Annotated in this window: 15 protein-coding genes; 7 read left to right on the top strand and 8 right to left on the bottom strand. The window is 74.1% G+C overall.

What is annotated here, in order from left to right; genetic code table 11:
- Positions 1-42: 42 nt before the first annotated feature.
- From ACFYPR_RS18555 to ACFYPR_RS18545, 3 genes are read left to right on the top strand one after another with little or no spacing between them, the layout of a single operon-like run.
- The gene (locus tag ACFYPR_RS18555; protein ID WP_354855234.1) at positions 43-1254 is read left to right on the top strand and encodes a cytochrome P450; all 1212 of its coding nucleotides are present in this window, start codon (positions 43-45) and stop codon (positions 1252-1254) included.
- Positions 1251-2459 (top strand): cytochrome P450, encoded by a 1209-nt coding sequence (locus ACFYPR_RS18550; protein ID WP_354855233.1) that lies wholly within the window; start codon positions 1251-1253, stop codon positions 2457-2459. The genes ACFYPR_RS18555 and ACFYPR_RS18550 overlap by 4 nt, the downstream gene beginning before the upstream one ends.
- Positions 2460-2493: 34 nt before the next feature.
- Positions 2494-4755, top strand: coding sequence for a xanthine dehydrogenase family protein molybdopterin-binding subunit (locus ACFYPR_RS18545; RefSeq protein WP_354855232.1), 2262 nt, complete (start codon positions 2494-2496; stop codon positions 4753-4755).
- 211 nt (positions 4756-4966) lie between these two features.
- Here ACFYPR_RS18545 and ACFYPR_RS18540 read toward each other — a convergent pair whose 3' ends face one another.
- Genes ACFYPR_RS18540 through ACFYPR_RS18530 form a run of 3 tightly spaced genes read right to left on the bottom strand, consistent with a single transcriptional unit; the run spans position 4967 to position 7237 of the window.
- Positions 4967-5161, bottom strand: a complete 195-nt coding sequence (locus ACFYPR_RS18540; protein WP_234584997.1) for a ferredoxin — start codon at positions 5159-5161, stop codon at positions 4967-4969.
- Between the two features lie 3 nt (positions 5162-5164).
- Positions 5165-6190: a methyltransferase gene (locus tag ACFYPR_RS18535; protein WP_387261072.1), complete on the bottom strand. Its 1026-nt coding sequence runs from the start codon at positions 6188-6190 to the stop codon at positions 5165-5167.
- A 9-nt stretch (positions 6191-6199) separates the two neighbouring features.
- Positions 6200-7237, bottom strand: a complete 1038-nt coding sequence (locus tag ACFYPR_RS18530; RefSeq protein ID WP_387261070.1) for a methyltransferase — start codon at positions 7235-7237, stop codon at positions 6200-6202.
- A gap of 94 nt (positions 7238-7331) precedes the next feature.
- On the opposite strand from ACFYPR_RS18530, the gene ACFYPR_RS18525 reads away from it, so the two are divergent.
- Positions 7332-8924, top strand: coding sequence for an AMP-binding protein (locus ACFYPR_RS18525; RefSeq protein ID WP_354855230.1), 1593 nt, complete (start codon positions 7332-7334; stop codon positions 8922-8924).
- Between the two features lie 42 nt (positions 8925-8966).
- On the opposite strand, the gene ACFYPR_RS18520 is transcribed toward ACFYPR_RS18525, so the two are convergent.
- The 3 genes from ACFYPR_RS18520 to ACFYPR_RS18510 are packed head-to-tail and all read right to left on the bottom strand — an operon-like array spanning position 8967 to position 12157.
- Complete coding sequence (locus ACFYPR_RS18520; RefSeq protein WP_354855229.1) at positions 8967-10103, bottom strand: class I SAM-dependent methyltransferase; 1137 nt, start codon at positions 10101-10103, stop codon at positions 8967-8969.
- Positions 10100-10405, bottom strand: coding sequence for an acyl carrier protein (locus ACFYPR_RS18515; RefSeq protein WP_007460186.1), 306 nt, complete (start codon positions 10403-10405; stop codon positions 10100-10102). Before ACFYPR_RS18515 ends, ACFYPR_RS18520 begins: the two co-directional genes overlap by 4 nt.
- 24 nt (positions 10406-10429) lie before the next feature.
- Entirely contained in the window at positions 10430-12157 is a 1728-nt protein-coding gene (locus ACFYPR_RS18510) for an AMP-binding protein (RefSeq protein ID WP_387261066.1), read from the bottom strand.
- Between the two features lie 92 nt (positions 12158-12249).
- Here ACFYPR_RS18510 and ACFYPR_RS18505 point away from each other — a divergent pair, with 92 nt between their 5' ends.
- On the top strand, positions 12250-13401 hold the full coding sequence (locus ACFYPR_RS18505; RefSeq protein ID WP_387261062.1) for an acyl-CoA dehydrogenase family protein: 1152 nt from the start codon (positions 12250-12252) through the stop codon (positions 13399-13401).
- A gap of 82 nt (positions 13402-13483) precedes the next feature.
- On the opposite strand, the gene ACFYPR_RS18500 is transcribed toward ACFYPR_RS18505, so the two are convergent.
- Entirely contained in the window at positions 13484-14881 is a 1398-nt protein-coding gene (locus tag ACFYPR_RS18500; RefSeq protein WP_387261059.1) for an LLM class flavin-dependent oxidoreductase, read from the bottom strand.
- Between the two features lie 59 nt (positions 14882-14940).
- Between ACFYPR_RS18500 and ACFYPR_RS18495 the strand changes: the two genes are divergently transcribed.
- A complete protein-coding gene (locus ACFYPR_RS18495; protein WP_387261056.1) occupies positions 14941-16023 on the top strand; it encodes a methyltransferase in 1083 nt (360 codons plus the stop codon).
- An 11-nt stretch (positions 16024-16034) separates the two neighbouring features.
- The gene (locus ACFYPR_RS18490) at positions 16035-16517 is read left to right on the top strand and encodes a VOC family protein (RefSeq protein WP_355067516.1); all 483 of its coding nucleotides are present in this window, start codon (positions 16035-16037) and stop codon (positions 16515-16517) included.
- Between the two features lie 47 nt (positions 16518-16564).
- On the opposite strand, the gene ACFYPR_RS18485 is transcribed toward ACFYPR_RS18490, so the two are convergent.
- Positions 16565-18256 (bottom strand): carbamoyltransferase, encoded by a 1692-nt coding sequence (locus ACFYPR_RS18485; protein WP_387261053.1) that lies wholly within the window; start codon positions 18254-18256, stop codon positions 16565-16567.
- Positions 18257-18282 lie beyond the last annotated feature (26 nt).

Raw genomic sequence — 18282 nt, 5'->3', positions numbered from 1 at the left:
AGTACTTGTTTCTCGTATCTTTGGTTGAGCATACTGGCGGGCATGACCTCGGCCCGTACCGGCATGCCGCCGAGATTCGACGCCCGTGATCCCGCGGTGGTGGCCGACCCCTATCCCACCTACGCGGCGCTGCGGGCGGCCGGCCCGCTGTGCCGGATGGGCCCCGGCAGCTGGGGTGTCACCCGCTACGCCGACGTCGCCCGGCTGGTCCGCGACCCGCGCCTGGGCAGCGAGTTCCCGGCCGCCTACCACCGGATGTCGGCCGGCGACGGCGCGGCCGGCGACTTCTTCGGCAGCATCATCCTCTACCGCGACCCGCCCGAGCACGGCCGGCTGCGGCGCCTGATGGCCAAGGCGTTCAGCCCCGCCCTGGTCCGCCGGCTGCGCCCCCGCATCGAGCAGATGGTCACCGAGCTGCTGGCCCCGGCGACCCGCACCGGACGTTTCGACGCGGTCTCGGATCTCGCTTTTCCCCTGCCGGTGATGGTGGTCTGCGCCCTGATGGGCATCCCGCCGGCCGACCACGAGCGCATCCGCCCGTACGCGCTGGACCTGAGCAAGGCGTTCGCCGCGATCGTGCCCGACGACGACCGCCCGGCCGCCGACCGGGCGGTCGAGTGGCTGCGCGGCTACCTCGGTGAGATCCTTCAGCGGCGTCGCGCCGAACCCGGTGAGGACCTGCTGTCCCGGATGCTGGCCGCGACCGACGACGACGGCGCCGTGCTCGGCGACGACGAGATCGTGGACAACGCGGTGTTCGCCTTCTTCGCCGGCTTCGAGACCACCACCAACCTGATCGCCACCGGGGTGGCCGCCCTGCTCGATCACCCCGACCAGCTCGCCCTGCTCCGGTCGGACCCGACCCTGACCCCCCGGGCCGTCGAGGAGTTCCTGCGCTACGACGCCCCGATCCAGGGCGTCGCCCGCCTCGCCCGGGAGGATCTGGACGTCGGCGAGCGCACCATCCGCGCCGGCCGGGTGCTGATCCTGCTGCTGGGCAGCGCCAACCGCGACCCCGACCAGTTCGCCGCCCCGGACCGCCTCGACATCACCCGCGCGGAGAACCCGCACCTGTCCTTCGGCGGCGGCATCCACCACTGCCTCGGCGGCTACCTGGCCCGGGTGGAGGCGCAGGTCGCGTTCGAGACCCTGCTGCGCACCTTCGGCACGCTGACCCCGGCCGGCCCGGCCCGCCGGCAGACCGACGGGACGCTGCGCTCGTACGCCAGCGTGCCCGTGGCGGTGCGGCCGTGAGCCCCGCCGGCCGCGTCCTGCCGGCGCGGATGGACCCGCTCGCGCCCGAGGTCGTCGCCGACCCCTACCCGACGTACGCGCGGATGCGGGCGGCCGGCCCGCTGTGCCGCTTCGGGCCGGCGAGCTGGGGCGTGACCCGGCACCGGGACGTGGCCGCGCTGCTGCGCGACCGCCGGCTGAGCAACACCTTCCCGGAGGACGACCCGCAGTTCCGGATGGCACAGGATCTCTCCCGCGAGGTGTTCCGCCGCATCATCCCCACCCGCGATCCGGACGACCACAGCCGGCTGCACCAGCAGATCGTCCGCGCGTTCAGCCCCGGCGTGGCCCGGCGCACCGCGAGCCGCGTCGGCGACCTCGTCGACGAACTGCTCGCCCCGGCGCTGGACGCCGGCCGCCTGGACGCCGTCGCCGACCTGGCGTTTCCGGTCGCCGCGACAGTCGTGTGCGAACTCATCGGCCTGCCGGCGGCGCGGACCCGGGCCGAGGTCTGGCCCCGCTCGGCGGCGCTGGGCCGGGCCTTCACGCCGTTCGTGCCCGAGGCCGACCGCGCGGCGGCCGACGAGGCCCTCGCTTGGCTGCGCGGGTACGTCCGCGACCTGCTCGCCGACCGACACGCCGATCCGAACGGCGACCTGCTCGACCGGATGCTCGCCGTGGCGGACCCCGCCGAGGGGATCGACGAGGTCGTCGACAACATCGTCTTCCTCTGCTTCACCGGCTACGAGACGACCATGAACATGGTCTGCACCGGCAGCATCGCCCTGGCCGACCGGCCCGACGAGTGGCGTCGGCTGCGCGCCGACCCGTCGCTGGCCGCCACCGCGGCCGAGGAGTTCGTCCGGTTCGACGCCCCGATCCAGTACACCGCGCGGCTGGCGTTGGCCCCGATCCCGGTCGGCGACCGGGTGATCCGGCCCGGCCGGTCGGTCTTCCTCCTGCTCGGCTGCGCCAACCACGACGAGGACGTCTTCGCCGACCCCGCTCGCGTCGACATCGGCCGGCACCCCAACCCGCACGTCGGCTTCGGCGGGGGCGTACGCGGCTGCCTCGGCGCCGCGCTGGCCCGCATCGAGGGAGCTGTCGTCTTCGAGCGGCTCGCGCACCGGCTCACCGACATCGACCTGGCCGCCGACCCGGTCCGCGAGCCCAGCGCCCTCTTCCGGTCGTACGCGTCGATCCCGCTCGCCGTCACCCCCGCCTGAGCGGGCGCCGGGCCGCAGCAACCAGGAGTCGCAGATGTCACTGATCGGCCGACCGGTCCGGCGTACCGAGGACCGCGCCCTGCTCACCACCGGCGGCACGTACGTCGACGACGTACGGGTGCCCGACTCGCTGGAGCTGGTCATCGTCCGCTCGACGGTGGCCCACGGCCGGTTGCGGGGCGTGGACACCGACGCCGCCCGCCGAGCCCCCGGCGTGGTCGCGGTCTTCACGGCGGCGGACGTGGACCTGCCGCCGCTGCCCCCCGAGGCCGGGGTGCTGAACCAGAAGATGACCACCCCGGTGCTCGCCGACGGCGTGGTGCGCTTCGTCGGCGAACCCGTCGCCGCGGTGCTGGCGACCAGCCGCGCCGAGGCGGTCGACGCCGCCGCCCTCGTCGCGGCCGATATCGCGCCCCTGCCGGCCCTGGTGGACGTCGAGGAGGCCCTCGCCGACGAGCTGGTGCTGCACCCCGAGGCCGGCACGAACATGGTGCTCAAACTGGGCTTTCGGCGCCCGGCCGGACGCGCCGAGCTGCACGAGGGCGCCGAGGTGGTCGTCCGGCAGCGGATGCGCAACCCCCGGGTCGCGCCCTGCCCCCTGGAGGCCCGCGCCGGGCAGGCCGAGTGGGGGCCGGACGGGCTGCGCTACCGCGCCGGCAGTCAGGCCGTGCATCTGTGGCGCGGCCAGCTCGCGGCGGCCCTCGGTGAGCCGGAGGACCGGGTCCAGGTGGTCAACGGCGACGTCGGCGGGGCGTTCGGCTCCAAGGCGTTCGCCAGCCGGGAGGACGTCCTCGTCGCCTGGGCCAGCCGTCGGCTCGGCCGCCCGGTGCGCTGGGCGGAGACCCGCAGCGAGAGCATGACCGCCGCCGGGCACGGCCGGGCCCAGCACCAGAGCGCCGAGCTGGGCGGCACCCGCGACGGGCGGATCGTGTCGTACGCGCTGGAGGTCGTGCAGGACGCCGGGGCGTACCCGCGCATCGGCGCGATCCTGCCGTTCTGGACCCGGACGATGCTCACCGGCCCGTACGCGATCAGCCGGGCGAAGTTCAGCTCGTCCAGCGTCACCACCACGACCACGCCCGTGGTGTCGTACCGGGGCGCCGGGCAGCCGGAGGCCGTCGCCGCGCTGGAGCGGATGGTCGACGTGTACGCGGCGGAGATCGGCCTGGACCCGGCCGAGGTGCGTCGGCGCAACCTGCTGCCGCCGGAGAGCTTTCCGGTCACCACGGTGACCCGCGCCCGCTACGACACCGGCGACTACCCGGCGGCGCTGGATCGGGTGCTCGCCGAGGCCGACTACCCGGCGTTACGCGCCGAGCAGGCGGCCCGCCGCGAGCGCGGCGACGTCCAGCAGCTCGGCATCGGCCTGTCCACCTTCGTGGAGATCACCGGCGCGGACACCCGCAGCGAGTACGCCTCGATCCGCGTCGACACCACCGGCCGGTTCACCGTCCACTCCGGCACCTGCCCGCACGGGCAGGGCCACGTCACCGCGTGGGCGATGCTCGCCGCCGACGTGCTCGACGTGGCGCTGGACCGCGTCGACGTACGCCACTCCGACACCGCGACGGTCCCGGCGGGTGGCGGCACCGGAGGGTCCCGGTCGTTGCAGACCGGCGGCATGGCGGTCCGCGAAGCGGCCCTGGCCCTCATGGAGCGGGGCCGGGACGCGGCGGCCGGACACCTGGGCGTGGCCCGCGACGAGGTGGAGTACACCGAGGGACGGTTCCGCTCGACCACCGGGCACGTCGTCCACTGGACCGAGCTGGCCACCGCCGAAGGGCCTGACGGTGGGCTGTCGGCGGTGGCGACCTTCCAGCCAACGGCGGCGACCTGCCCGTTCGGCGCGCACCTGGCGGTGGTGCTTGTCGACACCGAGACCGGTCAGGTGACCCTGCGGCGGGTGGTGGCCGTCGACGACGCGGGTGTGCTGCTCAACCCGCTGCTGGCCGAGGGGCAGGTGCACGGCGGCCTGGCGCAGGGCGCCGGTCAGGCGCTGGTGGAGGAGGTCCGCTTCGCCGCCGACGGCACGCCCCTGCACGGTGACCTGCACCGGTACGCCATGATCGGCGCGGCCGAGCTGCCCTCGTTCGAGACGGTGGCGACGCAGACCCCCACTCCGGTGAACGCGCTGGGCGCCAAGGGCCTGGGCGAGTCGGGTGCGGTGGGACTTCCGCCGGCGGTGCAGAACGCCGTGGTCGACGCCGTCCGCCACCTGGGCGTGCGGCACATCGACATGCCGGTGACCGCCGAGCGGGTCTGGACGGCCATCCGGGAGGCGTACGCCGTCCGCTAGCTCCGACGCCACCGCGCTTCGCGGGCGGCGGGCGGCGGGGGATGTTTAGGCCCGTCCTTTGCTCTGCTTCAACCCACGCAACACCACGCGTCCGTTATCCGGACACCGGGTGTTGCCTCCGTTGAAGCAGAGCAAAGGATCCGATGCGCAGGCGTAGCCCCTACGTCCTCGACCCGGTGCAGGCACGGGCGTGCCGGGATCGGGTACGTCGTCAGTCGTCCACGACGGACAGCGCCTGCTTCGGGCAGCGGCGGGCGGCCTCGCGCACCCGGTTGGCCAGCGAGCCTTCCAACGGCTGTTCGGTGATGTGCAGACGGTCGTCCTCACCGACGTCGAACACCTCCGGCGCCTGCCCCACACAGACCGCGTTGCTCTCGCAGCGGGAGAAGTCCACGACCAGTCGCATCGCTCACGCCTCCGTCTTCGCGACGATCTCGAGGATGGGGAACATCATGGTGGGCACGCTGCGCGCCAGCCGCAGGTCGGCGGCGTCCAGCAGCCGTTCGATGTGCTCGCGGGAGCGGGCGCCGCCGCCGACCATGGCCAGCAGGAGCAGGTCGTAGAGGCGGCCCACGTCGAAGCGGTCGCCGGCCTCGACCACCGGCTCCAGCACCAGCAGCCGACTGTCGGGCCGCATCGCCGCCCGCACGGCGCTCAGCAGTCGTACGGCGTTGTCGTCGTCCCAGCCGTAGAGGATCCGCTTGAGCAGGTACGCGTCCGCGCCGGCCGGGATGGTCTCGAAGAAGCTGCCGCCGGTCACCGTGCACCGCTGGGCCACGCCGAGCTTCTGCAGCACCGGTTCGGCCTCGGCGACCACGTGCGGCAGGTCGAACAGGGTGCCCTGCAACTGCGGGAAGCGGGCCATGATGCCGCCGAGGAAGGCGCCGTTGCCGCCGCCGACGTCGACGACTGTGGTCAGCTCACCCCACGGGTACGCGGGCAGCGCGGCCCGCAGCTCCAGCCGCGTGGCCGCCTGCTGGGAGGCGTCGAAGCGGGCGCTGTCGTGCGGATGGGCGGCCATGTACGGCCAGTAGCCCTCGGGGTGGACCTGGTCGAACGACGCCTGTCCGGTGCGGATGCTGTGGTCGAAGTGGGCCCACGCCTCGATGTCGGGCTCCAGCAGCGGGTACGCGTCGCGTAGCGACAGCGGGTGGTCGGTGCGCAGCGGCTCGGCGAGCTTGGTCAGGCCGAACACCTCGGGTTCGACCTCGGTGAAGATGCCCTTGCCGGCGAGCGCCCGCAGGGCGCGCAGCAGCGACGGGGCGTGCGCGCCGGTGGCCTCGGCCAGTTCGGCCACCGGCCGTGGCCCGTCGACGAGCTGGTCGGCGACGCCCAGCTCGGCGACCGCGCGCACGGTGAACGGCACGATGTAGTCGGCCAGCTCGGTCAGTCGGAACACCGACTCGATGTCGATCCGGGGTCGGCTCGGGGCCATCGATACCTCCTAGGGGGATGTCAGCTGCGGCCCGGCGGGACCGGCGGCGATCACGGTGAGCGTGGGCGTGGCGACGACCCGGTCCAGCCGCAGGCCGGCGCCGGCCAACAGGTCGATGAGGTCGTCGCGGGTGCGGTGCCGACCGCCGGTGAGCACCAGGGTGTGCAGGTCGACGAGCTTCGCGACGTCGAAGACATCGCCGGTGGGGATGATCGCTTCCAGCAGCAGCAGCCGGCTCCGCGGGCCCATCGCCGCGGCGATGCGGCGCAGGATGGCCGTGGCGTCGGCGTCCTCCCAGCCGGGCAGGATCGTCTTGAGCACGTACAGGTCGGCGCCGGCCGGCAGCGGGTCGAAGAAGCTGCCGGCCACGATCCGGCACCGGTCGGCCACCCCGGCCCGGGCGAGCAGAGCCGGCGCGGCGGCCACCACGTGGGGCAGGTCGAGCAGCGTGCCGTGCAGCTGCGGGCAGCGGCTGAGCAGGCCGGCCAGGAACGCGCCGTCACCGCCGCCGACGTCGACGACGTGGCCGGCCTGCGCCCACGGCCACGCCGGCAGCACGGTGCGCAGGTGCAGCCGGGTGAGGCTCGACATCCAGCGGTCGACGGCGAGGCTGTCGGCGGGGTGCCCGGCCAGGTAGGTCCAGTAGTCGGCGCCGTGGACGCGGGGGAAGGCGGCCTCCCCGGTGCGCAGGCACCGGGTGAGCCCGGCCCAGGCGCGCACGTCCGCGGCCATCAGGGGGTACGCGTCGCGCAGCGACAGCGGGTGGTCGGTGCGCAGCGGCTCGGCGAGCTTGGTCAGGCCGAACACCTCGGGTTCGACCTCGGTGAAGATGCCCTTGCCGGCGAGCGCCCGCAGGGCGCGCAGCAGCGACGGGGCGTGCGCGCCGGTGGCCTCGGCCAGCTCGGCCACCGGGCGCGGCCCGTTGACGAGCTGGTCGGCGACGCCGAGCTGGGCGATCACCCGGATGGTGAGCGGCACGATGTAGTCGGCGAGTTCGGTGAGCCGGGTCAGCGCACCGAGGTCGGTACGGGGCCGCGCCGCCAGCATCAACCGCCTCCACTATCACGTGTCTTGTATCTCGTGTATCTGCACACTAGCTTGTGAGCGGGTCGCTGTCACCGTCGTTCACGGGAGGCACGGGATGCTGGACGGATGTGTGAGCTGGCCGCGGGAGCTGGCCGAGCGCTACCGCGCGCAGGGCTACTGGCGCGGCGAATCCCTCGCTGACCTGGGCCGGGAGTGGGCACGGACCGACCCGGAGCGCGCCGCGCTGGTCACCGACGGGCAGCGGGTGAGCTACGGCGACCTCGACCGCCGGGCCGACCGGATGGCCGCCGGGCTGCGCGCCCACGGCATCGGCCGGCACGACCGGGTGGTGGTCCAACTGCCCAACAGCGTCGAGTTCGTGGTGCTGTGCCTGGCCCTGTTCCGCCTGGGCGCGCTGCCCGTCCTGGCCCTGCCGGCGCACCGGCGCGCGGAGATCGGCCACCTGTGCGCGCACACCGAGGCGGTCGCGTACGCGACCGTCGACCAGGTCCAGGGCTACGACCTGCGCAAACTCGCCGCCGACGTACGGGCCGAGACGCCGTCGCTGCGGGAGGTGTTCGTCGTCGGCGACCCCGGCGAGTTCACCGCCCTGTCCGACGTGGACGCAGACCCGGTGCCGCTGCCCGCTCCGGACCCGTCGGACGTCGCGTTCTTCCTGCTCTCCGGCGGCTCGACCGGCCTGCCGAAGCTGATCCCCCGTACCCACGACGACTACGCGTACCAGCTGCGGGCGACCGCGGCCGCGATGGGGTTCGGGCCGGACGGGGTCTATCTCGCCGCGCTGCCGGTCGCCCACAACGCGGCGCTCGGCTGCCCCGGCGTCCTCGGCGCGCTGCGGGTCGGCGCCACCGCCGTGCTGGCCGGCAGTCCCAGCCCCGACGAGGCGTTCCGGCTGATCGCCCGCGAGCGAGTCACCCTGACCACGCTGATGCCGCCCTTCCTGCCGCTGTGGGCCGACCTCGCGCCGATGCTCGGCGCCGACCTGAACGGCCTGGTGGTCGAGGTCGGTGGCGCCAACCTCAGCCCGGCGGTGGCCGAGCGGGTGACCCGGGAGCTGGGGATCCGACTGGCGCACTTCTTCGGCATGGCCGAGGGCCCGATCTGCTGCACCCGCCCGGACGACCCGCCGGAGCTGGCCGCGCACACCCAGGGCCGTCCGCTGTCCGACGCCGACGAGTTCCAGGTGGTCGACGACGCCGGCCGGCAGGTCGTGCCCGGCGAGGTGGGTGAGTTGATCGTGCTCGGTCCGACCACCCTGCGCGGCTACTACCGGGTGCCGGAGTACAACGCGCGCACCTTCACCCCGGACGGCTTCCTGCGCACCGGGGACCTGGTCCGCTGGACCCCGACCGGCGAGCTGGTCGTGGTCGGCCGGATCAAGGAGGTGGTCAACCGGGGTGGCGAGAAGGTCCCGGCCGGCGAGGTCGAGGAGCACCTGCTCGCCCACCCGGGGGTCCGCGAGGTCGCCGTGCTCGCCGTCCCCGACCGGGTGCTGGGCGAGAAGACCTGCGCGGTGGTGGTGCCCCGCGCCGACGCCCCCACCCTGGGGCAGTTGCGGGACTTCCTCACCGGGCGGGGGCTGGCCGCGTACAAGCTGCCGGACCGGTTGGAGCTGCGCACGGCGCTGCCGCACACTCCGGTGGGCAAGGTGGACAAGCGGACGCTCGGCGCCGAGCTGGCGGGCTGAGCCGGCGCGGGGGACGGCGTCGCCGCCCTCCCCCGCCCCCTCTCAGCCGGTCAGGTGGTACAGCCGGTGGAACCGGTCGTCCACCGGCACGATCTGCACGTCGGTGAAGCCCGCCTCGGTGGCGAACCGGCGGACCTGCGCGGGCCGCAGGACCGTGCCGCTGGCCGTCGAGTCGGGCCCGGCCAGACCGGCCGGCAGGCAGTGCAGCACGCTTGTGGCGTACTGGAAACGCTCGATCTCGTCGCCGGGTGCGACGAACCGGTGTGCCACCTTGGCGTCGAGCACAAGCACCGCGCCGGCGTCGGCGCGCAGCCGCCGGCACGCCCGCAGCACCGACACCGGCTGGCTCATCTCGTGCAGCGCGTCGAAGACGCAGACCAGGTCGTACCGGCCGGCCAGCTCCGGGTCCACGGCGTCGCGCCGGTGGAACCGCACGCGGTCGGCCACACCGGCGGCCGCGGCGTTCGCCTGCGCCGCGGCCACCGTCGGCGCGTCCAGGTCGTAGCCGTCGACCTCGGCGAGGGGGTACGCCCCGGCCAGCGCGATCGCCGCCCAACCCGCGCCGCAGCCGATGTCGGCGATCCGGCTCGGCGCGGCGGCGAGCCGCTGGTGAAGGTGCGGCAGCGCCGAGGAGAGCCAACCGGGCAGGGAGTACGTGAACAGCGCCCGGTTGGCGCCCGAGTGCCCGTGCCGCCAGTCGTCGCCGTACATCTCGTCGGGCACCCCGGCGCCGGTGCGGTACGCGTCGAGCAGCGCCGGCAACGCGCCGGCCACCCCGCCCAGCGGCAGCATGGTCAGCGACACCAGCGACAGCGGGCTGTCCGAGGCGAGCAGCACCTCGGCGTGCCCCGGCGGCAGCCGGTAGACCCGCCGCTCGGGGGCGGCCGTCACGTCGTCCACCTCGATGAACCCGGCGACGGCCTGCTGTTCCAGCCACTCCCGCGCGTACCGGCTGTCGATCCCGGTACGCGCGCACAGCTCGGCCACGTCGGCCGGGCCCCGGTCGAGCGCCTCGTACAGCCCCAGCCGGGCGCCGAGGTAGCCGGCCAGCAGCTCCTGGGTGTGCAGCATGGCCAGGAACAGCCGCAGCGACAACGCCCGGGCCCGCTGGTCCGACTCGCCGGGCGTCGGGCCGCGCAGTGTCGCCGCGCCCGGTGCGTTCCCCGGGCGGCCGGTCAACTGGCCAGCTCGCCGCGCGAGCGCAGGATGTCCTTCACGTGCTCCACCACCGCGTCGATCGTGACGATCTTGCGGGCCGTCGTCTCGTCGATCGGCGGCAGCTCGAACTCGTCCTCCAGGGTGAAGGCCAACTCCAGCAGCGCGAGGGAGTGGAAACCGAGGTCCTCGACCAGCCGCGAGTCACCCGCCCCCTCGGTCTGCTCCGGGTTGGGCGCCAGTTCGGTGACGATCGCCGTCACCGAGTCCCGCACCTCCGCCTCGGTCCGCACCTCGGCTGTCGTCGACCTGGTCGCGTCGGTCATTCCCGCCTCCTGTCCGAACGTCCCTCAGGACGCCGTCGTCGTCTGCTCGGTCTGGTCCCGCTGACCGGCCGCTCCCGTGGTGACCACGGTGCCGGGCAGCCGGTCATCGACGAACGCCTGCCACAGCTGGCGCCGTTTGGGTTTGCCGCTGGAGGTGCGGGCGATGGTGCCGCGTGGGGCGTCCACGATGACGACCTGCGCGCCCTCCGCCCGGCGGCGCAGCTCGCGCTCCGCCTGGGCTAGCCACTCCGGCTGGGCCTGCTCGAACACGGCCACGACTGTCGCGGTGCCGCCCCGGTGGCCCAGCAGCGCGGCCATCCGCTGCGCCGGCACCCCGGGGCGGCAGATGGCCCATTCGAGGTCCTCGGCGAAGACCGCCCGGCCGCGGACCTTCATGCTGTCGCCGAGCCGGCCCAGCACGTGCAACTGCCCGTCGTGCAGGAACCCGGCGTCGGCGGTGCGCAGCACCCCTGCGCCCAGCGCGGTCTGCGACGCCGAGTCGTCGGCGTTGACGTACCCCTGGGCGACGGACGGGCCGTGCACCTCGATCTCGCCGACCACCCCGTCCGGCAGCGGTGTGCCGGCCTCGTCCACGATCCGCACCCGTACCCCGGTCAGCGGCCGGCCGCAGCCCACCACCGGGTACGCCTCGACGCCGCCGTCGACGCCCTCGGCCGGGTCCGGGACGGCCCGCGCGCCCAGCCGCAGCCGGTCGGGGCGCAGCTCGACGGCGTGGTACAGCTCGTCGAGCGGCAGCCCGGTGACGGCCAGGGTCGCCTCCGCCAGCCCGTACGCGGGCAGCAGCGCGCGGGGGTCGAAGCCGTGCGGGCCGAGCAGCGCGCAGAAGCGGCGCAGTGCCTCGGCGTCGACGCGTTCGGCGCCGACGATGACCGCGCGCCAGGCGGAGAAGTCCAGCCCGGTCAGCGCCTCGGGGCGCACGCGGCGGGCGATGTACTCCAACCCGAAGTTCGGCATCGAGGTCAGCCGCGCCCCGCGTGCCCCGAAGCAGCGCAGGTAGCGCCCGGGGTTGCGGACGAACTCCTCCGGCGGCATCAGCCACAGGTCGCTGGTGTTGACCACCGGGGTGACGAGGCAGCCGATGAGGCCCATGTCGTGGTGCACCGGGAGCCAGGACGCGGTCGGGTCGTCGGGGGTCATCGCCAGCCACCGCCGGATCGCCGCGACGTTGGCGGCCAGCGCGGCGTGCGGCACCTGCACGCCCCGGGCGCGGCCGCTGGAGCCGGACGTGAACTGCAGCAGCGCGAGCGGGCCGGGCGCCGCGACCGTTCCCCGGGAGCCGCCGGCGGCGTCGGCCAGCTCGTCGGCGCTCAGCACCCGCCGGACCCCGGCGGTGGCGGCCAGCGGCGCGATCGCCGCGGTGAGGGTGGACGCGCAGACCACCACCCGTGGCGCGGCGGCGCGCAGGAGGCCCAGGACGTGTTCGCCGTAGACCGCGCGGTCCTGGAAGTTCAGCGGCGGGGCGATCGGTGAGGGCGCCGCCCCGGCGGCCATCGCGGCGAACAGCGTGGCGACGAAGTCGGGGCCGGCGGGCTCGACGATGGACACCACGTCGCCCGGGACCACCCCGACCGCCCGCAGGCCGGCCAGGATCACCCGGGTCCGCTCGGCCAGCTCCGAGTACGACAGGAAGGTCCAGTCGTCGCCCGCGGCGGCGAAGTGCACGCCCCGGTCCTGCCGGGGATGCTCCAGCCAGCTCAGCAGCGGCGATTCCGCAACGGCGCGTTCGGTCATCGGCCCGTCACCTCCTTCCCCAGTACGTCTATCCGAGATTGATAGCAGATACAAGGCTAAACAAGATACGAGGAAGGCGATAGAGTCCAACCGTGACCAGTACGCTTCCCCGCGTCGACGGACTGCTCCCCGCGCTCGCCGAGCGGGCGGCCGAGATTGACCGGGCGGGCCGGGTCCCCGAGGACGTTCTCGCCGAGCTGAGCGCCGCGGGCTGCCTGCGGATGCTGGTGCCGGCCGCGTACGGTGGCGCGGACCTGCCGCTGGGCGAGGCGCTGCGCGTCATCGAGCAGCTCTCCACGGCGGACGCCTCCACCGGCTGGCTGATCGGGCAGGTCGGCCTGGCCCACCTGCTGTTCGCCTGCTTTCCCGAGGCCGCCCGCGACGAGATCTACGCGCACGGCCCGGACGTGCTGGGCGCCGGCGCGGTCGCGCCGAAGGGCCGGGCCGCCCCGGACGGCGCGGGCGGCTGGCGGGTCAACGGCCAGTGGCCGTTCGTGACCGGCAGCCCGCAGGCGAGCTGGATCTACCTGAACTGCATCGTGCTCGACGGCCGGACCCCCCGCACCCTGCCCAACGGGGCTCCGCTGACGCGGATGGTGCTCTTCCCCGCCAGTGAGCTGGAGCAGGTCGACACCTGGCAGGTGCTGGGCCTGCGTGGCACGGCCAGCCAGGACGTGCGGGTGGCCAGCCGAATCTGCCCCGAGCACCGCGGCTTCAGCCTGGTCGGCGACGGCGACGACGTGCGCCGCACGGTCTTTCGCATCGCCCAGGCCGGGCTGCTCATCGCCGCCGTCGACCTCGGCATCGCGCAGGGGGCCGTGCACGACGCGGCGGCCCACGCCGCCGCCGGCCGCCGGCGCACGTTCAGCACCCGCTCACTGGCGGACTCCCCGGTGTTCCACGACCGGCTCGGCGAGGCCCACGTGGCCCTGCGCGCGGCCCGGGCGCTGCTGCACCGCGAGGCGGCCACCGCCTGGGAGACCGCGCGGCGCGGCGAGGTGCTCGGCGCGCTGGACCGCGCCTGCCTGCGGGCCACCGCGACGCAGGTCACGGCCACCGCGCTACAGGCCGTGCAGACGGCGTACGCGCTGGCCGGCGCGTCGACGGTGTTCGACTCGTCGCCGCTGCAACGGCGGCTGCGCGACATCAACACCGCGACGCAGCACTTCGTCAACAGCCGCGACAGCTACGCCACTGTCGGCGCGCTGCTGGCCGGCGCGGACGTCGACACCACGATGTTCTGACCGCACGGCGCCGGCATCTCAGCCGGCCGTGCGAGCCGGCCGTGGGCTCTGCGGCGTCCGAGCCGGCCGTACGTTCTGCGGGTCAGCCGCGCGCGGCGGCGGGTTCGGCCGGCGCCTGCGTATCCCGGGCCGGCACCCGGGCCGGCACGGGCGCCCCGGCGCCGAAGTAGCGCTCCCGCAGGGTCCGCTCCGCCGGGTCGTACGCGGTGCGGAACAGGCCACGGCGCTGCAACTCCGGCACCAGCAGGTCGCAGATGTCGTCGATGCCCTGGGTCGTCGGGCAGGGGATCAGGTTGAAACCGTCCACGTCGGCCACCGCGCACCACTCCTCCATCCGGTCGGCGACCTGCTCGACCGTGCCGAAGAGGGTCACCGGCGCTCCGGTGCGGGGCCGGCGGGCGGTCGCCACCAGGTAGCGCACGTCGCCGACCGTCCAGGTGCGCTCGGGTCCGAGCCGGCGCAGGAAACCCACGAAGCTCTGGCTGCCCTGCCCGGCGATCTCCGCCACCGGCGTCTCGTCCGGGTACGCCGCGAGGTCCACGTCCATCCAGCCGCACCACTTGGCGAGCTGGCCCTCGCCGCTCCACAGCGCCACGTACTCCTCGGCACGTCGGCGGGCCTCCGCCCGGGTCGGGGCGACCATCACCATGCTGCCCTGCAACGCCTTCACCGAGCGCGGGTCGCGCCCGTGTGCGGCCACCTCGGCGCGCAGCCGGGCCACCTGCGAGGCTCCGCTGGCCGGGTCCGCCATGGTCAGGAAGACCACCTCGGCGTGCCGGGCCGCGAACGTCATCCCCCGTCCGGACGCCCCGGCCTGGTAGAGCACGGGGGTGCGCTGTGGCGACGGCTCGCACTGGTGCGGGCCCCGCACGGAGAACCAGCGCCCCTCGTGGCCGATCTCGCGCACCCGGTCCGGGTCGGTGAAGACGTTCGCGGCGACGTCGCGCCGGACCGCGTCGTCGTCCCAGCTCTCCTCCCACAGCCGCCGGGCCACCTCGACGTACTCGTCGGCCCGGTCGTAGCGCTCGTCGTGGTCCAGGTACGAGCCGAGCCCGTTCGCCGACGCGGACCGCAGATACGAGGTGACGATGTTCCAGGCGACCCGTCCGCCGGTGAGGTGGTCCAGCGAGCTGAACACCCGGGCGCACTCGTACGGGGCGTGGTAGGTCGTCGAGTAGGTGACGGCGAGGCCCAGCCGGGAGGTGGTGGCCGCGATCGCCGGCAGCACGAGCAGCGGGTCGATCGACGGGATCTGCACGGCGTGCCGCACGGCGGCCCGCCAGGAGCCCTGGTAGACGTCGTAGGTGCCGTGCACGTCGGCGAAGAAGAGCGCGTCCAGGCAGGCGGCCTCCAGCCGGCGACCCAGCTCGACCCAGTAGCCGAGATCGCGGTAGCCGGTGGCGCTGCGGTCGGCGGGGTGCCGCCAGAACCCCTTGAACTGCGGCGACGGCGAGCACTGGGTGAACAGGTTCAGATGCACGTATCAAGTGTCTCGTATGCTATCTGGTATCGCAACGCTCGACCGGATACCGTACGGACATGTCCGTGACGCCTCGCATCGACCTCGCGTCGGTCACCCGCCTCACCGAACTGGCCGACTACATCGTTCCGTTCACCATCCGGGTCATGTGTGACCTCGCGGTCGCCGACCAGCTCATCGAGGGTCCGTTGCCGGTGGACGTGCTGGCCCGGCGCGTCGGCGCCGACCCCGGCGCGTTGACCCGTGGCCTGCGCGCGCTGGCCGGGCGGGGCATCTTCACCGAGGTCACGCCCGAGGTCTTCGGGCTCACTCCGCTGGCCGAACCGCTGCGCAGCGACCACCCCTTCTCGGTCCGCGAGTGCTTCCCCCTCATGCCGCCGGACATCTACTCGTGGGCGCGGCTGACGCACAGCCTGCGTACCGGCGAGACCGCGTTCGGGCACGTGCACGGCGGCACGCGCTACTACGACCACTTCGCCGACCACCCCTACGAGTGCGTCCGGTTCGAGCGGTCGGCCGAGAGCGTCAACCCGTTCGTGCTGCGCACCGTCGCGCCGGCGCTGGATCTGGGCACGGCCCGGACGCTTGTGGACGTGGGCAGCGGGCACGGCACCTTCGTCGCCGGCCTGCTCGCCCGCCACCGCGAGCTGCGCGCGATCCTGCTCGACCTGCCGCACGTGGTGACCGAGGCGCCGGACGTGCTGGCCCGCACGGGTGTCGCGGACCGGTGCGAGGTCCGCGGCGGCAGCTTCTTCGACCCGCTGCCCGAGGGCGCCGACGTGTACCTGCTCAAGACGATCATCCACGACTGGCCGGACGAGCAGGCCGCCGCGATCCTGCGCAACGTCCGCGCCGCCGCCCGGCCCGACAGTCGACTGGTCATCGTCGAGTCGGTGAGCCGCTACGGCAACCACGACGACACCGGCAAGGTGATGGACGTCAAGGCGCTCGCGCTGTTCGGCGGGCGGACCCGGACCGAGCCGGAGTTCCGCGCGCTGCTCGACGACGCCGGGTTCCGGCTGTCGCGGATCACGCCGACCTCGTCGATGTCGGTCCTGGAGGCCGTGCCGGCGGTGCCCGCGCCCGACGGCGGCCAGCCCCTGGGCAGACCGGCCGTCGCGGCGGCCGGCCGGACGGCCTGAGGAGACCGGCGATGCCACGCCTGGACGGTCGCAACCACATCAACCTCACCGTCGTCGACCTGGAACGCAGCACCGCGTTCTACTGCTCGGTCTTCGAGATGGTGGTGGTCAACGACGTCGCGCCACCCGAGTCCGGCTTCCGCTTCCGTACCCTGCTGCACACGGCGTCGTTCGCCTCGGTGGTGCTGGGCTGCCTCGTGGACCCGCCCGACGGCGGCGTCGACGGCGACCGCTTCGACGAGCGGCGCCCGGGGCTGCACCACCTGGCCTACCACGTGCCCGAGCGCGCCGACCTGGACGAGTGGGTGACCCACCTGGACGCCGTCGGCGTCACGCACTCCGGCATCACCACCTCCAAGCACGAGGCGGGCTCGCAGATCTGGCTTCGCGACCCGGACAACATCTGGCTGGAGTTCTACTGGGTGAACCGGGACTTCTTCGTCGACCGGCTCCGCCAGGTGTGGCGGCGCGACCGCCGAACGACCCGCGTCTGAGGCGCTCGACGCGAGGGGGCCGCCCGACCGGGCGGCCCCCTCGCAGGTCAGGCCGGGAGGTCGGCCTCGCTGCGGGCCACCACCGCGTCCCCGAGCACCAACAGGTCGATCTCCTTGGCCCGTACGAAGGTGTCGACCGCGTCGGCGGCCGAGTTCACGATCGGGTCACCGGCCAGGTTGAACGACGTGTTGACCACCGCCGGCACTCCGGTGAGCTGCCGGAACTGCTCGATCAGCGCCCAGTAGCCGGGGTTGGTGTCGCGGTGCACGGTCTGCGGGCGGGCGGAGCCGTCCACGTGGGTCACCGCCGGAACCCGCAGCCGGGCGTCCGGGCGCAGCGACGCGGCGGCCAGCATGAACCTCGACGGTTCGCCGACCGGCCCCTCGATCAGCTCCGACACATGCTCGGCGAGGATGCTGGGCGCCACCGGACGCCACATCTCCCGGCCCTTGAGCACGTTGAGCCGTTCCAGGTTGCGCCGGGATCGCGGATCGGCCAGCAGGCTGCGCGCGCCGAGCGCCCGCTGCCCGATCTCACCCCGCCCGCGCGCCCAGCCCACGATCCGACCCCGGGCGAGTTCACCCGCGACGCAGCGGGCCAACTCGTCGTCGCCGAGGCGGCGGTGCACCATGCCGGCGCGCGCGGCCGCCGCCTCGCCGGCCTCCGTGGTGATCGGCTGACCCCAGTACGCGTGGTCGAGGCGGGTGGGCGTGAACTCCCCGCACTCCCGCGCCGCGACCAGCGCCGCCCCCAGGGACACCCCCGCGTCGGTGGGCACCGGCGGGACGTAGACGCGGTCGAAGAGTCCACTGCGGACCAGCACCCCGATCATCGTGCAGTTCATCGCCACCCCGCCGGCGAGCGCCAGCACCGGGGTGTCCACCCGCCGACGCAGATCGGCGGCCAGGGACAGCACCGTCTCCTCCAGCCCCTGCTGGATCGTCGCGGCGAAGTCCGCGTACGCGATGGGTTCCTCGCCGGTGCGCGGCGCGTACGGGAACAGCTTGCCGAACTCGGGTTTGAGCGACTCGGCGACCGCCGGGTAGTAGGCCATCAGCGGGCCGAGCGTCGCGGCGCGTCGGGTGGGGACCTCGGCGGTGGGCGTGCCGCAGACCAGCTCGTACCCGCCGGGAACTCCTCGCACCGGCGCTCCGGGACCGGGTCTGCCGTAGGCGGCGAGGCCCATCAGCTTGCCGGTGCCCCAGTAGCCCAGCCCGGCCCACTCGGCGGCGGCGTTGTAGTAGAAGCCCAGCGACTGCTCCACGGGCCACTCCCGCAGGATCTCGATCTCGCCGTCGGCGTACCTGCCGAACGAGGTCGACTGCGTCTCGCCGGCGCCGTCGAGGACCAGGACCGCGGCCTCGTCGCAGTCGCAGCTGTACGCCGCGCTGGCCGCGTGCGCGACGTGGTGCGGCACCCAGCGGACCGCCGGCATGCTCAGGTCCTCGTCGTCGGGGAAGAGCATCGCCCGCAGCCCCTCGGTGGTGAATCGCCGGTTGCGGCCCAGCGGGATGTCCCGGAAGTCCCAGCCGATGGCGACGGTGTCCACCTCCTGCGGGGCGATGCCCGCCATCGCCAGGCACGCGGCGACCGCCTCGGCGGGCGGCTGGCCCACCGCGTGCTTGCGGCGGCTGACCCGCTCCTGCTCGACCAGGGCGCAGAGCGCGCCGTCGCGGACCAGCGCGGCGCTGGAGTCGTGGAAGCCGATGTTCACCCCGAGTACGTAACGCGCCGACATGGTCGGCCTCCCTTCCGATCTCTGGC

This window comes from Micromonospora sp. NPDC005254, from assembly GCF_042872525.1.
Taxonomy (GTDB): Bacteria; Actinomycetota; Actinomycetes; order Mycobacteriales; family Micromonosporaceae; genus Micromonospora.
The sequence above is the reverse complement of the archived record's forward strand: the minus strand, read 5'-3'. Positions and strand labels throughout refer to the sequence as shown.